Source organism: Enterobacter sp. C3_dUdeg (genome assembly GCF_057536195.1).
Genome location: NZ_BAAKFX010000003.1, coordinates 164,262 through 179,635 on the forward strand (window position 1 = coordinate 164,262; position 15,374 = coordinate 179,635).

Consider the following 15,374-nt stretch of genomic DNA (forward strand, 5'->3'; position numbering starts at 1 on the left):
CCATGATTGATTCGCCCCGCGTATGTGTCCATGTACAAAGCGTCTATGTTGAATCACAGTCCTCACCGGACGAAGAACGTTTTGTTTTTGCTTACACCGTGACCATTCGCAATCTGGGGCGGATGCCCGTGCAGCTGCGCGGGCGCTACTGGCTTATCACTAACGGCAATGGCCGCGAAATCGAAGTTCAGGGCGAAGGTGTGGTCGGTGAACAGCCCCACATCGCCCCTGGCGAAGAGTACCAGTACACCAGCGGCGCGGTGATTGAAACGCCGATGGGTACCATGCAAGGCCATTATGAAATGGTCGACGTCGATGGCAATGATTTCCGCGTTGCCATTCCTGTGTTCCGTCTCGCCGTAACTACACTCATTCATTAATCTAATGTCTACATATCTGATTGGCGACGTTCACGGTTGCTACGATGAACTGATCGCATTATTAAAACAGGTCGACTTTACGCCAGGACAGGACACGCTCTGGCTGACGGGCGATTTAGTCGCGCGTGGCCCCGGCTCCCTTGAAGTATTACGTTTCGTCAAATCGCTGGGCGACAGCGTCCGCATGGTGCTGGGCAATCACGATCTGCATCTGCTGGCGGTTTTCGCCGGGATCAGCCGCAACAAACCTAAAGATCGCCTCACCCCGCTGCTGGATGCGCCGGACGCGGACGATCTGATTAACTGGCTGCGCCGTCAGCCCCTGCTGCAGATCGACGAAGAGAAAAAGCTGGTCATGGCGCATGCCGGGATCACCCCGCAATGGGATCTTGAGACGGCGAAAACCTGCGCTCGTGACGTTGAGGCGGTGCTGGCAAGCGACTCGTATCCTTTCTTCCTCGATGCCATGTACGGCGATATGCCGAACCACTGGAGCGAGGATCTCAGCGGTCTGGCCCGTCTGCGCTTTATCACCAACGCGTTCACCCGCATGCGCTTCTGCTTCCCGAACGGACAGCTGGATATGTATTCCAAAGAGACGCCGGAGAGCGCGCCCGCGCCGCTCAAGCCGTGGTTTGCCATTCCGGGACCGGTGACAAGCGAGTACAGCGTGGTATTTGGCCACTGGGCTGCACTGGAAGGAAAAGGCACACCGGAAGGGATTTACGGTCTGGATACCGGATGCTGCTGGGGCGGAGAGTTAACCTGCTTACGCTGGGAAGATAAAGCTTACTTTGTGCAGCCGTCCAACCGACAGCTGGACCTGGGGGAAAGCGAGGCCGTTGCCTCCTGATACGTAATTCCCTCTCCCGGCCGGGAGAGGGAAAATCACTTAACGACGTTCCAGAATCTCGAAGCAGTAGCTGTGGGAGTTCTGTGCATCCGCGTCGTGGAATTCGCTGAATACCGATTCCCACTCGTCCGGATCGTAGTCCGGGAAATGAGTATCCCCTTCCACTTCTGCATCAATGTGGGTCAGATAGAGCTTCTGCGCTTTTGGCAGGAACTGCTCGTACACGCGCCCACCGCCAATCACCATGATCTCTTCGGCATTGCCGCATGCAGCAATCGCCTCGTCTACTGATTTTACCCATTCGACGCGATCGTCAGTGCCCGGCTGGCTGCTGATAACGATATTCTTACGGCCCGGCAATGGACGACCAATCGACTCCCAGGTCAGGCGGCCCATCACTACCGGCTTGTTTAACGTAGTACGTTTAAACCATGCGAGATCGGCAGGCAGGTTCCACGGCATGGCATTTTCCATACCGATAACGCGGTCCACCGCCAGCGCTGCAATCAGACTGATCATTGAAAATTTCCCGGATGCAAAAAATTGCCGCCACTATACGGAAAGCTTAATCTTTCGTCGACTGGCGGCAGGGTAAAGATAAAGAAATTTTTTAATATTGCTGGCAACTCCACTTCACGCGGAAGGTTTACTCTCGGGCTCGTCAGCCGGATCGCCGGTATGCTTGCCCTCTTCCGTGCCCTGCCAGCCATGACGCTGGATCAGCGACAGGTGGTTACGGTCCTCGTTAATGATTTCCGTCAGCATCGCGCTGGTGCGTTTGAAGACCGCCGCACGCTCGGTGGCGGTACTGCCGGCCATCGCCGCCATCTCTTCGACCATCTCGGTATTAAAGCGGCGGAACAGGTCTGCCCGTTCGCGTGCTTCATACGCGCCGAGCCCCAGGTTTTCCAGCGCCATGCGGCCAGACTTCAGCGCACCTTCGAAGGTTTCACGCTCGGGCGCGTCTACGCCCGCCTGCCGCAGCCGGATGTAGTGATCCACATCGCGCGCGCGGGAGATAATAGTCAGCGCCGGGAAATGCTCTTTTACCAGCTCCACCATCTGCATGCTGGTTTCCGGATCGTCAATGGCGTTAATTAACACCTCGGCTTTTGCCGCCCCGGCGGATTCCAGCAGATCGACGCGGGTTGCATCCCCGTAAAACACCTTCATATCAAATTTACGCAGGGTATCGACATGGTCGGGGTCGTGATCGAGGATGACCATTTTCACCCCGCTCGACAGCAGTAAACGACCCACGATCTGCCCGTAGCGGCCAAATCCGGCGATGATGACGCGCGGCTGCTCCTCGTCGATCTCGTCGGCCTCGCGCTCCTGCCCGCTGTCCGATTTTTCCAGGCGCGTCAGTACCACCAGCAGCACAGGCGTCGCCGCCATCGACAGGGCGACCGCCAGCGTCAGCGCTTTCGCCCACTCGGGATCGAGCACGTTTGCCATCTGCGCGGCGCCAAAGACCACGAACGCAAATTCACTCCCCTGCCCCAGCAGCACGGCGAACCAGCGGCGCTGCCTGCCCGGCACGTTCAGTGGGCGAGCAATCAGCCACAGCATCACCATTTTAATGACCAGGAAGCCGACGAGCAGGATGACGATCCGCAGCGGATGCGTCACCAGCGTGCCGAAGTCGACGGACATCCCGACGCCGATGAAAAACAGTCCCAGCAGCAACCCTTTGAACGGCTCGATATCGCTTTCCAGCGCGTGACGGTATTCAGAGCTCGCCAGCAGAACGCCTGCGAGGAACGCCCCCATCGCCATCGACAGCCCGGCCTCCTCCAGGAGCAGACCGAAGCCAAACACCAGGAACAGCGCCACGGCGCTGAACACTTCGCGCAGGCCAGAACGGGCGACAAACCTCAGCAGCGGGCGGGTCACGTAGCGGCCAAGCAGCACCACCAGCGCCAGCGCGCCCGCCACCTTCAGCGCCGACAGCGCGAAAGCGCCCAGCGTGGTAGAGGAACCACTGGCCGCCAGCAGCGGGATCATCGCCACCAGCGGGATAGCGGCAATGTCCTGGAACAGCAGCACGGAGAACGCGCTGCGTCCCATCTGGGAGACCGTCAGATTTCGCTCGTTCATCGCCTGCATGGCAATGGCCGTTGAGGAGAGCGCCAGCGTCATGCCGATGAGCTCTGCCACTTTCCAGTCCATTCCTAACAGGATGCAGAACCCGCCCAGCAGCAGGCCGCAGGCCACCATCTGCAGCGCTCCGCCGCCAAATACCGAGGCGCGAAGCTTCCACAGCCGCTGCGGGTCGAGCTCCAGGCCAATCACAAACAGCATCAGCACCACGCCAATTTCAGCGAAATGGAGAATCGCCTCGGCATCCGTGACCAGTCTAAAGCCCCACGGCCCAATGACGCAGCCCGCAATCAGGTAGCCAAGCACCGAGCCCAGCCCCAGGCGGACCGCCACGGGCACAATCAGCGCCGCCGCGCCGAGGTAAATCAGCGCCTGTATTAGCGTATGGCTATCCATGGTGCGCCTCCTGCCACTCAAGTAAGCGTTGTTTATAATGACGAGCCTGCGCCTGCAGCGTTTCATCGTCGCAAACAAACGTGCAGTGCATCGCAAACGGCGGGAGCCAGTTCAGACCGCAATAGAGCGCGGTCGCCTGCAGCGGCTGCGCCAGGACGTCAAAACCCGGGAAGGAACCGATATCAAAATGGCTTTCCCCACCGCCGGTGGTGACCGCCCACATCAGGCTTTTTCCTTTTAGCGCATTGCCGTTGTGGCCATACGCCCAGCCGTGGGAGAAGACTTTATCAATCCACAGTTTCAGGAGCGGGGGCGTGCTGTACCACTGCATTGGATGCTGCCAGATAATCAGATCGGCACGGGAAAGCGCCTCCTGTTCGGCGGCGATATCGATATTAAAATCGGGATAAAGTTGATAGAGGGAACGTATCTCTACGTTATCAAGCGTCCTTACCTGCTCAAGCATCCGCTTATTCGCATGCGAGTGCTGCGGATAAGGATGGGCATAAATTATCAGAATCATTGATTAGCCTGTTGTTACTGCTTTCTTTTAACAAAAGAGTGTAGTCAGTAATTCAACAGGCTAATAGTGAATATTATTGACGGGCTTACGTCAGAATTCTGAATTAGTTATCCAGCTCGCCCATGGATTTCACCTGGTCACGGTTGATCTGCTCGGTTTGACCGGTTTCGGCGTTTTTGTACGACACCAGACCGGTATCGTCATCCACCTGAGGTTTGCCGTCGGTGACAATGGTTTTGCCATCGGTGGTTTTTACGGCCTGATTAGACGAACAGCCCGCAACGGTAAACATTGTCGTGGCAGCCAGAACGGAAGCGATCAGTAATTTATTTTGCATGGTGTTTTCCCCTGCTCTCAGTTGAATTTCGTTATCGACCTAACCATTTTAGGCTAACTGACTGAAAGCGGATGAAAAACCAGAAGGTTCTGAAGATGGGAGAATGCCCGGCAGCCGAACGGCACCGGGCATTTTTACTTATTTGCTAATCTGCGCGTGCATTTCCTGCACTGAAATCACCTTCTCGGTGGCATCCGCGTTCAGCGCCATGGCCGTTGCGAAACCGCCGTTCAGGGTGGTGTCGTAGTGCACTTTGTACTGCAGCGCGCTGCGGCGAATCAGCTTGGAGTCTTCAATCGCCTGGCGGCCTGCGGTGGTGTTGATGATGTAGGTGTATTCGCCATTCTTGATACGGTCCTGAATGTGCGGACGACCTTCATGCACCTTGTTCACCAGACGCGGGTTGATGCCGGCTTCGCCCAGCACAATCGCGGTACCGTGGGTCGCGTCCAGCTCGAAGCCCTGTTTCAGCAGCTTGGCGGCCAGGTCAACCACGCGCTCTTTATCGCCTTCACGAACGGAGAGCAGCGCACGGCCTGATTTTCTCATGGTGGAGCTACTGCCCAGCTGCGCCTTCGCGAACGCTTCTGCGAAGGTGCGGCCCACGCCCATCACTTCCCCGGTAGAGCGCATTTCTGGCCCTAACAGCGGGTCAACGCCCGGGAATTTGTTGAACGGCAGCACCACTTCTTTCACCGAGTAGTACGGTGGAATGATCTCTTTGGTCACGCCCTGCTGCGCCAGCGTCTGGCCCGCCATCACGCGCGCCGCCACTTTCGCCAGCGGTACGCCGGTGGCTTTGGAGACGAACGGTACGGTACGTGCCGCACGCGGGTTGACTTCAATCAGGTAGACTTCGTTGTCTTTCACCGCAAACTGGACGTTCATCAGACCGCGAACCTGCAGCTCGAAGGCCAGCTTCTGCACCTGCTGGCGCATCACGTCCTGAATCTCCTGGCTCAGCGTGTACGCCGGCAGAGAACAGGCGGAGTCGCCGGAGTGCACGCCCGCCTGCTCGATGTGCTCCATGATGCCGCCAATCAGCACCATTTCGCCGTCGCAGATGGCGTCAACGTCCACTTCCACCGCGTCGTCGAGGAAGCGGTCGAGCAGCACTGGCGCATCGTTGGAAACACTCACCGCAGTCTGGAAGTAGCGACGCAGGTCGGCCTCGTCATACACGATTTCCATCGCGCGGCCGCCCAGCACGTAGGAAGGACGCACCACCAGCGGGTAGCCAATCTCTTTCGCCTTCTCAACGGCCATTTCAATGGCGGTGACGGTGGCGTTCGCCGGCTGTTTCAGCTTCAGACGGTCAACCGCCTGCTGGAAACGCTCGCGGTCTTCCGCACGGTCAATCGCGTCCGGGCTGGTGCCGATAACCGGCACGCCTGCTGCTTCCAGCGCGCGCGCCAGCTTCAGCGGGGTCTGGCCGCCGTACTGCACGATAACGCCTTTTGGCTTCTCGATGCGCACGATTTCCAGCACGTCTTCCAGGGTAACCGGCTCGAAGTAGAGGCGGTCAGAGGTGTCGTAGTCGGTAGAGACGGTTTCCGGGTTACAGTTGACCATGATGGTCTCGTAACCGTCTTCGCGCAGCGCCAGCGAGGCGTGTACGCAGCAGTAGTCGAACTCGATGCCCTGGCCGATACGGTTTGGACCGCCGCCCAGCACCATAATCTTGTCGCGGTCGACGGACGGGTTCGCTTCGCACTCGTCTTCATAGGTGGAGTACATGTAGGCGGTGTCGGTCGAGAATTCAGCCGCACAGGTGTCCACGCGCTTGTAGACCGGGTGCAGGTCGTACTGGTCGCGCAGCTTGCGGATTTCCGCTTCGCGCACGCCCGCCAGCTTAGCCAGACGCGCATCGGCGAAGCCTTTACGCTTCAGCACGCGCAGGAAGTCAGCGTCCAGGCCGTTGATGCCCAGTTCAGCGACCTGTTCTTCCAGACGCACCAGCTCTTCAATCTGCACCAGGAACCAGCGGTCGATGTTGGTCAGGTTGAACACGCCGTCGACGGACAGGCCCGCACGGAAGGCATCGGCGATATACCAGATACGCTCTGCGCCCGCGTCTTTCAGCTCGCGGCGGATTTTGGTCAGCGCTTCCGGGTCGTCCAGGCTCACTTTCGGGTCAAAGCCGGTCGCGCCCACTTCGAGACCGCGCAGCGCTTTCTGCAGTGATTCCTGCTGCGTGCGGCCAATCGCCATCACTTCACCGACAGATTTCATCTGGGTGGTTAGACGGTCGTTCGCGCCTGCGAATTTCTCGAAGTTGAAGCGTGGAATTTTGGTCACAACGTAGTCGATTGACGGCTCGAAGGACGCTGGGGTGCGGCCACCGGTGATGTCGTTCATCAGCTCGTCGAGGGTATAACCCACCGCCAGCTTCGCCGCCACTTTCGCAATCGGGAAGCCGGTCGCTTTAGAAGCCAGCGCGGAGGAACGGGACACGCGCGGGTTCATTTCGATAACAATCAGACGGCCTGTTTTCGGGTTAACGGAGAACTGCACGTTAGAACCACCGGTTTCCACGCCGATTTCACGCAGTACCGCCATCGAGGCGTTACGCATGATTTGATACTCTTTGTCGGTCAGGGTCTGGGCTGGCGCAACGGTGATGGAGTCACCGGTGTGGATACCCATCGCATCGAAGTTTTCGATGGAGCAGACGATGATGCAGTTGTCGTTTTTATCACGCACCACTTCCATCTCGTACTCTTTCCAGCCAATCAGCGATTCATCAATCAGCAGCTCTTTGGTTGGGGAGAGATCCAGACCGCGTTCGCAAATCTCTTCGAACTCTTCGCGGTTGTAGGCGATACCGCCGCCGGTGCCGCCCATGGTGAACGATGGACGGATGATGCACGGATAGCCCACGTCAGCCGCGACGGCCAGCGCTTCTTCCATGTTGTGTGCGATACCGGAACGCGCGGTGTCGAGGCCGATTTTCTTCATCGCCACGTCGAAGCGGCGACGGTCTTCTGCTTTATCAATCGCGTCGGCGGTCGCACCAATCATGGTCACGCCGAACTCTTCCAGCACGCCCTGACGCTCCAGCTCCAGCGCACAGTTCAGCGCCGTCTGGCCGCCCATGGTTGGCAGCACCGCGTCCGGACGCTCTTTCTCGATGATTTTACGCACCACTTCCCAGTGAATCGGCTCGATGTAGGTTGCATCAGCCATTTCCGGGTCGGTCATGATGGTTGCCGGGTTAGAGTTCACCAGGATAACGCGGTAACCCTCTTCACGCAGGGCTTTACACGCCTGCGCGCCGGAGTAGTCGAATTCGCAGGCCTGGCCGATGACGATCGGGCCAGCGCCAAGGATCAGGATGCTTTTTATGTCTGTACGTTTTGGCATTGTCTTCTCGGCTCCTGATTATTTAGCGGTCTTACGGTATTGCTCGATAAGTTCGATGAAGTGATCGAACAGCGGCGCGGCGTCGTGTGGGCCCGGGCTGGCTTCCGGGTGACCCTGGAAGCTGAATGCTGGCTTATCGGTGCGATGAATCCCCTGCAGAGTGCCATCGAACAGCGACTTATGGGTCACGCGCAGGTTAGCCGGCATCGAGGCTTCATCGACGGCAAATCCGTGGTTCTGCGCGGTGATCATCACCGTGTTGTTATCGATGTCTTTCACCGGGTGGTTACCACCGTGGTGGCCGAACTTCATCTTAACGGTGTTCGCACCGCTCGCCAGCGCCAGCAGCTGATGGCCGAGGCAGATGCCGAATACCGGGATGTCGGTTTCCAGGAAGGACTTGATGGCGGCGATGGCGTAATCGCACGGCGCCGGGTCGCCAGGGCCGTTGGACAGGAAAATACCGTCCGGATTCATCTTCAGCACGTCTTCGGCAGACGTTTGTGCCGGAACCACCGTCAGGCGGCAGCCGCGGTCAACCAGCATGCGCAGGATGTTGCGCTTGGCGCCGAAATCGTAGGCCACCACGTGGAACGGCAGCTCGCTCTCTTTTTTCGCTTCCGGCAGGTCGCCTTCCAGCGTCCAGCTACCCTGAGTCCAGCTGTAGGCTTCAGCGGTCGTCACTTCTTTCGCCAGGTCCATGCCGTTCAGGCCCGGGAAGGCTTTCGCTTTTTCCAGCGCCAGCGTCGCATCGAGTTTATCACCCGCGATAATGCAGCCGTTCTGTGCACCCTTCTCGCGCAGCAGACGCGTTAACTTACGGGTATCGATATCGGCAATCGCCACGATGTTATGGCGCTTCAGGTAAGAAGAGAGGTCTTCGGTATTGCGGAAGTTGCTGGCAATCAGCGGCAGGTCGCGGATGACCAGGCCTTGCGCATGTACCTGAGAAGATTCTTCGTCAGCCGCATTGGTGCCGACATTGCCGATATGAGGATAAGTAAGAGTAACGATTTGGCGAGAATAGGAAGGATCAGTGAGGATTTCTTGATAACCGGTCATTGAAGTATTGAAAACGACTTCCCCAACCGCCGAACCCGTTGCCCCTATGGCCCGACCGATAAACTGGGTTCCGTCTTCCAGAACCAATAGCGCTGACTTAATCAAAACACCCTCCAGAGAATATTCACTCACTTTATTTGCATATTAATTCATAGCATGTCATGGATCAATGCAAATGTGTTGCCAGCGGATTTTTGGCAAACGGCGGCATTCTGGGGATTTGGTGGGTAAAAGTCAACTTAAAACGGATATTTTGTTTACTCTTTTGCAAGCCTGGCGAGTGGAATGCGGCTTAAGCGACAAAAAGATCAGGTAAATCACTGCGGAAAACGCTTGCGTGCCAGGTTTAATGAAAAATGAGCTAGCGCAGCACTATAAAGTGGACCAGATGGTCAAAATTTACATTTCAGTAACGTTAAAACACCAAAAGAGATAGATATTCAGAGGATTAAGCAAAAATAATCCATGAAACAGATAAAATAAAAGGGCAATAAAATATTGCCCTATGCAATCAAACAATTACGACTGCAATAACCACATCACGATGGGTAATAATGCTTACAAATTATTGAGATCGAGCACATCTCGCATATCAAAAAGGCCGTTTTTCTTGTTTTTCAGCCACAAAGCGGAACGTACCGCACCGTTGGCGAACGTCATTCGACTGGAGGCTTTATGCGTAATTTCGACGCGCTCGCCAATATCGGCGAACATCGCCGTGTGTTCGCCGACGATGTCACCCGCTCGCACGGTTGCGAAGCCAATGGTGCCAGGAACGCGTTCGCCGGTGTAACCTTCACGGGTATAGACCGCGCAGTCTTTTAAATCTTTATCAAGTGCATGAGCAATCGCTTCGCCCATCGCCAGCGCCGTACCCGATGGCGCATCAACCTTGTAACGGTGGTGAGCTTCTACGATCTCGATATCGGTATAGTTGCCCATCACCTTCGCGGCCTTCTCCAGCAGCTTCAGCATGACGTTAACGCCCACGCTGAAATTTGCGGCGAAGACAATCGCAATCTCTTTTGATGCATCCTGGATAGCCTGCTTGCCCGCATCGTCAAAACCGGTGGTGCCGATCACCATCCCCTTGCCGTGCTGGCGACAAAACGCCAGATGCGCGAGCGTCCCTTCCGGGCGGGTAAAATCGATGAATACATCGAAGTCCTCTTTTACCGCTTCCAGGCTGCTTTGCACGGTAACGCCCGTGTGGCCTGCGCCTGCCAGCTCACCGGCATCGGTCCCCAGTAGCGACGAACCTTCACGCTCCAGTGCCGCGCCAAGCGCGACGCCATCCGTCTGAAGTGCCGCCTGAATAAGCTGACGGCCCATACGTCCACCCGCGCCCGCAATGGCGACACGGATCTGTGCATCATGCATAGTTATTCTCTTACGTTAAAATGATGTAAACCGTTTTCAGATTAACCAGCCTTGAGAAGCACTGCCAACTGAAAACACCGATAATTAGAATTTAACGTGAAACCGACTTAAATATCAGTAAAAGACATGATTTTGTCGTCACGATAAAGTAACGGGTAAAAAAAAGGCCAGCACAGGAGGTGCTGGCCTTTCATCAGAAAAAGGTCTATTCGACTTCGCGGGCGTCGATGCGCAGTTCTTTCGGGACTTCGAAAACGATGTTCTCTTCACGTCCTTCCAGCGGCACCGCTTCGCCACCGCCCAGCTCCTGCAGACGGGAAATGACGTTCTGTACCAAAATATCTGGCGCAGACGCCCCGGCCGTCACGCCGACACAGGCCGCGTGCTTAACCCACGCCTCCTGAATATCCGACGCGTCATCAATCAGGAAAGCCGCTTTCCCCATGCGTTGCGCCAGTTCGGCCAGACGGTTGGAGTTAGACGAGTTTTTGGAGCCGACTACCAGCACCACGTCCGCCTGTTCAGCCAGTGCGCGCACCGCTTCCTGACGGTTAGTGGTCGCGTAGCAGATATCATCCTTACGCGGACCGACGATTTTCGGGAAGCGCTGGCGCAGGGCGTCAATCACGTCTGAGGTATCGTCTACGGAGAGCGTCGTCTGGGTCATAAACGACAGACGGGCTTCATTTTTCACGTTCAGCGTTAACACATCTTCAGGCGACTCAACCAGATACATACCCCCTTCCGGGTTGCTGTACTGGCCCATGGTGCCTTCGACTTCCGGATGCCCGGCATGGCCAATCAGAATCGACTCTTCACCACGACGGCTGGCGCGCGCCACTTCCATATGCACTTTTGTCACCAGGGGACAGGTGGCATCGAATACGGTCAGATCGCGGCTTTTTGCTTCGTTACGTACCGCCTGAGAGACGCCGTGCGCGGAGAAGATCAGGATCGCACCGTCCGGCACTTCGCTGATTTGTTCAATGAAGATGGCGCCGCGCTCGCGCAGGCTGTCGACCACGTAGCGGTTGTGCACCACTTCGTGACGCACATAAATCGGCGCGCCGTAAATCTCCAACGCGTTTTCAACAATGCTGATAGCGCGGTCTACACCGGCGCAGAAGCCGCGCGGGTTAGCCAACAGGATCTGCATTTCAGGCCTCCAGTGCAGGATCGATTTCCAGCACTTCAACATCAAAATGAACGGTACGCCCGGCAAGCGGATGGTTGAAGTCAACGGTAATAGAGTCGCCGTTGATCTCGCGGATCACGCCAGGCATTTCGCTGCCGTCCATAGCGGTAAAGAGCATAATCGCTCCGATCTCCGGTTCACCCGCGTCCATAAACTCGCGGCGCGAGAAATACTGGATCAGGTCCGGACTCGGCACGCCAAACGCGGCATCCGGCTCCAGCGAAAAGGCTTTTTTCTCACCCTCTTTCAGGCCCAGAAGCTGCTGCTCAAGACCTTCAGACAGGGAGGTATCTCCAAGACGAAACAGGGCCGGTTTGCCGTTATTGCGGGTGGATTCGGCCGTGGAGCCGTCATCCAGCTTCAGCGTGAAGTGAACGAGAACCGCGCTGTTGCTCTGTACGGATTTAGACATGCAAATTGCTCGCTTGTTTTGCCCGGTAGCATTACGCCACCGGGCGAGTGTGTTACGCCTGCTCTTTCGCGGCCGGTTTAGGCAAGAAGCCTTCCAGCACGATTAACGCCGCACCGATACAAATTGCCGTATCGGCCAGGTTAAAGGTCGCGAAGTGCCAGTCGCCGACGTAGAAGTCGATCATATCGACCACAAAGCCGTGCCACAGACGGTCAAACAGGTTGCCCAGCGCGCCGCCAATGATCAGCGCGTAGGCAATGTTATTCAGCTTTTGCGTGGCCTTCGAGCGGTACATCAGCACCGCGAGGATCACGCAGATACCGAGAGCGATACCCGCAAAGAACCAGCGCTGCCAGCCACCGCTGTCGGCAAGGAAACTAAACGCTGCGCCGTAATTACGCGCGTAGTGCAGGTTAAGCGACGGGAACAGCGGAACCGTCTCCCCCAGAGCGAAATTCTGGAGGATCAGGAACTTGCTGCCCAGATCGATAATCAGCACCACCACAACCAGCCACAGCCAGCGCAGTCCTGTTGAACAGAGAGTTTTACTCATCAGGCAAACTTACGTTTTTCGCCGTCACCGGCGACGTTGCTTACACAGCGTCCGCAGATGTCTGCGTGTTCCGCCACCTGGCCAACATCGGTGGTGTAATGCCAGCAGCGCGGGCATTTCTCACCGTCGGCTTTGCTCAACGCGACTTTCAGTCCTTTGAGCAGCTCGCTCTGCTGAGCATCAGCAGAAGCATCGGCATAATCCGCAACTTTCGCACCGGAGGTCAACAGGACAAATCGTAATTCATCGCCCAGCGCCGTCAGCTTCGCCGCCAGCTCCGGTTCGGCATACAGCGTAACTGCCGCTTCCAGAGAGCCGCCGACTTTCTTGTCCGCGCGCGCCTGCTCGATAACCTTGTTCACTTCGCCACGCACTTTGAGCAGCTCGTCCCAGAAGGCATCGTTCATCGCTTCGGTGCTGGAGAGATCGAACAGACCTTCGTACCACTCGCCCGTGAACACATACTTCTCACGGTCGCCCGGCAGGTAGCCCCAGATTTCATCCGCGGTGAAGGACATGATCGGCGCCATCCAGCGCACCAGCGCTTCTGCGATGTGGAACAGCGCGGTCTGGCAGCTACGACGCGCCACGCTGTCCGCTTTCGCGGTGTACTGGCGGTCTTTGATGATGTCGAGGTAGAACGAGCCCATCTCGATGGAGCAGAAGCGCATCAGGCGCTGCACCACTTCGTGGAAGTCGTAAGACTCATAGGCTTTCAGAATATCTTCCTGCGCCGCTTTCGCGCAGCCTACCGCCCAGCGGTCCAGCACCACCATCTCTTCCGGTTTCACCATGTCTTTTGCCGGATCGAACCCGTTCAGGTTCGCCAGCAGGAAGCGCGCGGTGTTACGGATACGACGATAGCTGTCGGCAGCACGCTTCAGGATCTCGTCAGACACCGCCATTTCGCCGGTGTAATCGGTAGAGGCTACCCACAGACGCAGAATGTCTGCGCCCAGCTTGTTCATCACATCCTGCGGAGAAACGGTGTTACCGATAGATTTGGACATCTTACGGCCCTGACCATCCACGGTGAAACCGTGAGTCAGTACCTGACGGTAAGGCGCTTTCCCCTTCATGGCGGTGGAGATCATCAGAGATGACATGAACCAGCCGCGGTGTTGGTCAGACCCTTCCAGATACATATCGGCAGCGTGACCGGCAAATTCCGGACGCACGTCAACCACGGAGGAGTGGGTAGACCCGGAGTCGAACCACACGTCCAGGGTATCCGGCACTTTCTCGTAGTTGTCTGCGTCAGCGCCCAGGATGTCGCGGGAGTCGAGATCCCACCACGCCTGAATACCGTCAACTTCGACGCGCTTCGCCACTTCTTCCATCAGTTCCAGAGTGTTCGGGTGCAGCTCCTGCGTCTCTTTATGTACGAACAGAGACATCGGCACGCCCCAGGTACGCTGACGGGAGATACACCAGTCAGGACGATTAGCCACCATGGATTCGATACGCGCCTGGCCCCAGTCAGGGATCCACTGCACGCCTTTGATCTCTTTCAGAGACTGCTCGCGCAGGCCTTTCTGATCCATGCTGACGAACCACTGCGGGGTCGCACGGAAGATGATCGGGGTTTTGTGACGCCAGCAGCACGGATAGCTGTGCTGCATTTTTTCAACGTGCAGCAGCGCGCCGCTGGTGCGCAGCATGTCGACGATGATGTCGTTCGCTTTGAAGACGTTGATACCGTCCAGCGCCGGATAGGTGCCAGGCAGGTAAGATCCGTCCGGGCCAACCGGGTTAGCGATTTCCAGACCGTACTTCAGGCTGATGTTGTAGTCGTCAGGACCATGGCCACCGGCGGTATGTACCGCACCGGTACCCGCTTCCAGCGTCACGTGGTCGCCCAGGATCGCCGGAACGTCGAAGTCCAGGAACGGGTGCTTGAAGCGCATCAGCTCCAGCGCGTCGCCTTTCACGGTGCCCAGCACGGTGTAGTCGGTGATATGCGCGCGCTTCAGCACGCTCTCAACCAGATCTTTCGCCAGGATAACCGCCTGACCGTCAATCTGAACCAGCGCGTATTCGAACTCACCGGACAGGGAGATCGCACGGTTCGCCGGCAGGGTCCACGGGGTGGTGGTCCAGATCACCAGAGAGATCGGGCCGTTTACCGAGGAGACGCCAAATTTGGCTTTCACCGCATCCTGATCGACAGCGTTGAACGCCACGTCGATAGACGGAGAGGTTTTGTCGTAATATTCCACTTCCGCTTCTGCCAGCGCAGAACGGCAGTCCACGCACCAGTGCACCGGCTTAGCGCCTTTGTGCAGGTGGCCGTTACCGATGATTTTACCCAGCGCACGGATGATGTTGGCTTCAGTTTTGAAGTCCATGGTCAGGTATGGGTGCGACCAGTCGCCCAGCACGCCCAGACGGATGAAGTCAGCACGCTGACCGTCAACCTGCGTGGCTGCGTATTCGCGGCACTTCGCACGGAACTCGGCGGCGGTGAACTTCTCACCCGGCTTGCCGAACTCTTGCTCCACTTTAAGCTCGATTGGCAGACCGTGGCAGTCCCAGCCCGGAACGTAAGGCGAGTCATATCCCGTGAGGCCTTTGGACTTCACGATAATGTCTTTCAGAATCTTGTTAACCGAGTGACCAATATGAATGCTGCCATTCGCATATGGAGGGCCATCATGCAGAATGAAGGTTTTTTTGCCTTTTTTGGCTGCACGAATGATGCCGTACAGGTCATCATCGGTCCAACGCGCCAGCATTCCCGGTTCGCGCTTGGCGAGATCGCCGCGCATCGGGAACCCTGTTTCCGGCAAATTCAGGGTTGATTTATAGTCACTCATC

Annotated in this window: 13 protein-coding genes; 2 read left to right on the forward strand and 11 right to left on the reverse strand. The window is 57.0% G+C overall.

The genetic code is table 11. The features are described 5' to 3' along the window. Positions 1-2: 2 nt before the first annotated feature. Together apaG and apaH are read left to right on the forward strand one after the other, a co-directional pair. Positions 3-380 (forward strand): Co2+/Mg2+ efflux protein ApaG, encoded by a 378-nt coding sequence (gene apaG, locus AC27FC_RS10770; RefSeq protein ID WP_023310361.1) that lies wholly within the window; start codon positions 3-5, stop codon positions 378-380. A gap of 4 nt (positions 381-384) precedes the next feature. Beyond that, the gene (gene apaH, locus AC27FC_RS10775) at positions 385-1,233 is read left to right on the forward strand and encodes a bis(5'-nucleosyl)-tetraphosphatase (symmetrical) ApaH (RefSeq protein WP_023310360.1); all 849 of its coding nucleotides are present in this window, start codon (positions 385-387) and stop codon (positions 1,231-1,233) included. Between the two features lie 39 nt (positions 1,234-1,272). On the opposite strand, the gene folA is transcribed toward apaH, so the two are convergent. From folA to ileS, 11 genes are all read right to left on the reverse strand, one after another. Next, complete coding sequence (gene folA / locus AC27FC_RS10780) at positions 1,273-1,752, reverse strand: type 3 dihydrofolate reductase (protein ID WP_008502023.1); 480 nt, start codon at positions 1,750-1,752, stop codon at positions 1,273-1,275. A gap of 114 nt (positions 1,753-1,866) precedes the next feature. Then, positions 1,867-3,732: a glutathione-regulated potassium-efflux system protein KefC gene (gene kefC / locus AC27FC_RS10785; RefSeq protein WP_033144606.1), complete on the reverse strand. Its 1,866-nt coding sequence runs from the start codon at positions 3,730-3,732 to the stop codon at positions 1,867-1,869. After that, the gene (gene kefF, locus AC27FC_RS10790) at positions 3,725-4,255 is read right to left on the reverse strand and encodes a glutathione-regulated potassium-efflux system oxidoreductase KefF (RefSeq protein ID WP_024907429.1); all 531 of its coding nucleotides are present in this window, start codon (positions 4,253-4,255) and stop codon (positions 3,725-3,727) included. The genes kefC and kefF overlap by 8 nt, the downstream gene beginning before the upstream one ends. Before the next feature lie 103 nt (positions 4,256-4,358). Next, entirely contained in the window at positions 4,359-4,592 is a 234-nt protein-coding gene (locus tag AC27FC_RS10795; RefSeq protein ID WP_023310357.1) for a YgdI/YgdR family lipoprotein, read from the reverse strand. Positions 4,593-4,730: 138 nt separating this feature from the next. Beyond that, the gene (gene carB / locus AC27FC_RS10800; RefSeq protein ID WP_039260850.1) at positions 4,731-7,955 is read right to left on the reverse strand and encodes a carbamoyl-phosphate synthase large subunit; all 3,225 of its coding nucleotides are present in this window, start codon (positions 7,953-7,955) and stop codon (positions 4,731-4,733) included. Positions 7,956-7,973: 18 nt separating this feature from the next. Further along, positions 7,974-9,122 (reverse strand): glutamine-hydrolyzing carbamoyl-phosphate synthase small subunit, encoded by a 1,149-nt coding sequence (gene carA / locus AC27FC_RS10805; RefSeq protein ID WP_196354868.1) that lies wholly within the window; start codon positions 9,120-9,122, stop codon positions 7,974-7,976. Between the two features lie 453 nt (positions 9,123-9,575). Continuing rightward, positions 9,576-10,397: a 4-hydroxy-tetrahydrodipicolinate reductase gene (dapB, locus tag AC27FC_RS10810; protein ID WP_094934504.1), complete on the reverse strand. Its 822-nt coding sequence runs from the start codon at positions 10,395-10,397 to the stop codon at positions 9,576-9,578. 205 nt (positions 10,398-10,602) lie between these two features. Then, complete coding sequence (ispH, locus tag AC27FC_RS10815) at positions 10,603-11,553, reverse strand: 4-hydroxy-3-methylbut-2-enyl diphosphate reductase (RefSeq protein WP_024907425.1); 951 nt, start codon at positions 11,551-11,553, stop codon at positions 10,603-10,605. A gap of 1 nt (position 11,554) precedes the next feature. Further along, positions 11,555-12,004 (reverse strand): FKBP-type peptidyl-prolyl cis-trans isomerase, encoded by a 450-nt coding sequence (gene fkpB, locus AC27FC_RS10820; RefSeq protein WP_003856450.1) that lies wholly within the window; start codon positions 12,002-12,004, stop codon positions 11,555-11,557. Between the two features lie 52 nt (positions 12,005-12,056). Next, positions 12,057-12,557, reverse strand: a complete 501-nt coding sequence (lspA, locus tag AC27FC_RS10825) for a signal peptidase II (RefSeq protein ID WP_033144602.1) — start codon at positions 12,555-12,557, stop codon at positions 12,057-12,059. Further along, positions 12,557-15,373 carry an isoleucine--tRNA ligase gene (gene ileS / locus AC27FC_RS10830; protein WP_063439487.1) on the reverse strand — a complete coding sequence of 939 codons (2,817 nt, stop codon included), beginning with the start codon at positions 15,371-15,373 and terminating at the stop codon, positions 12,557-12,559. The genes lspA and ileS overlap by 1 nt, the downstream gene beginning before the upstream one ends. Between the last annotated feature and the right edge of the window lies 1 nt (position 15,374).

Coding starts and splice junctions, on each gene's coding strand:
- apaH (WP_023310360.1), top strand. CDS start 385: ATGTCTACATATCTGATTGGCGACGTTCACGGTTGCTACGATGAACTG.
- fkpB (WP_003856450.1), bottom strand. CDS start 12,004: ATGTCTAAATCCGTACAGAGCAACAGCGCGGTTCTCGTTCACTTCACG.
- ispH (WP_024907425.1), bottom strand. CDS start 11,553: ATGCAGATCCTGTTGGCTAACCCGCGCGGCTTCTGCGCCGGTGTAGAC.
- apaG (WP_023310361.1), top strand. CDS start 3: ATGATTGATTCGCCCCGCGTATGTGTCCATGTACAAAGCGTCTATGTT.
- ileS (WP_063439487.1), bottom strand. CDS start 15,373: ATGAGTGACTATAAATCAACCCTGAATTTGCCGGAAACAGGGTTCCCG.
- dapB (WP_094934504.1), bottom strand. CDS start 10,397: ATGCATGATGCACAGATCCGTGTCGCCATTGCGGGCGCGGGTGGACGT.
- kefC (WP_033144606.1), bottom strand. CDS start 3,732: ATGGATAGCCATACGCTAATACAGGCGCTGATTTACCTCGGCGCGGCG.
- kefF (WP_024907429.1), bottom strand. CDS start 4,255: ATGATTCTGATAATTTATGCCCATCCTTATCCGCAGCACTCGCATGCG.
- carB (WP_039260850.1), bottom strand. CDS start 7,955: ATGCCAAAACGTACAGACATAAAAAGCATCCTGATCCTTGGCGCTGGC.
- folA (WP_008502023.1), bottom strand. CDS start 1,752: ATGATCAGTCTGATTGCAGCGCTGGCGGTGGACCGCGTTATCGGTATG.
- lspA (WP_033144602.1), bottom strand. CDS start 12,557: ATGAGTAAAACTCTCTGTTCAACAGGACTGCGCTGGCTGTGGCTGGTT.
- AC27FC_RS10795 (WP_023310357.1), bottom strand. CDS start 4,592: ATGCAAAATAAATTACTGATCGCTTCCGTTCTGGCTGCCACGACAATG.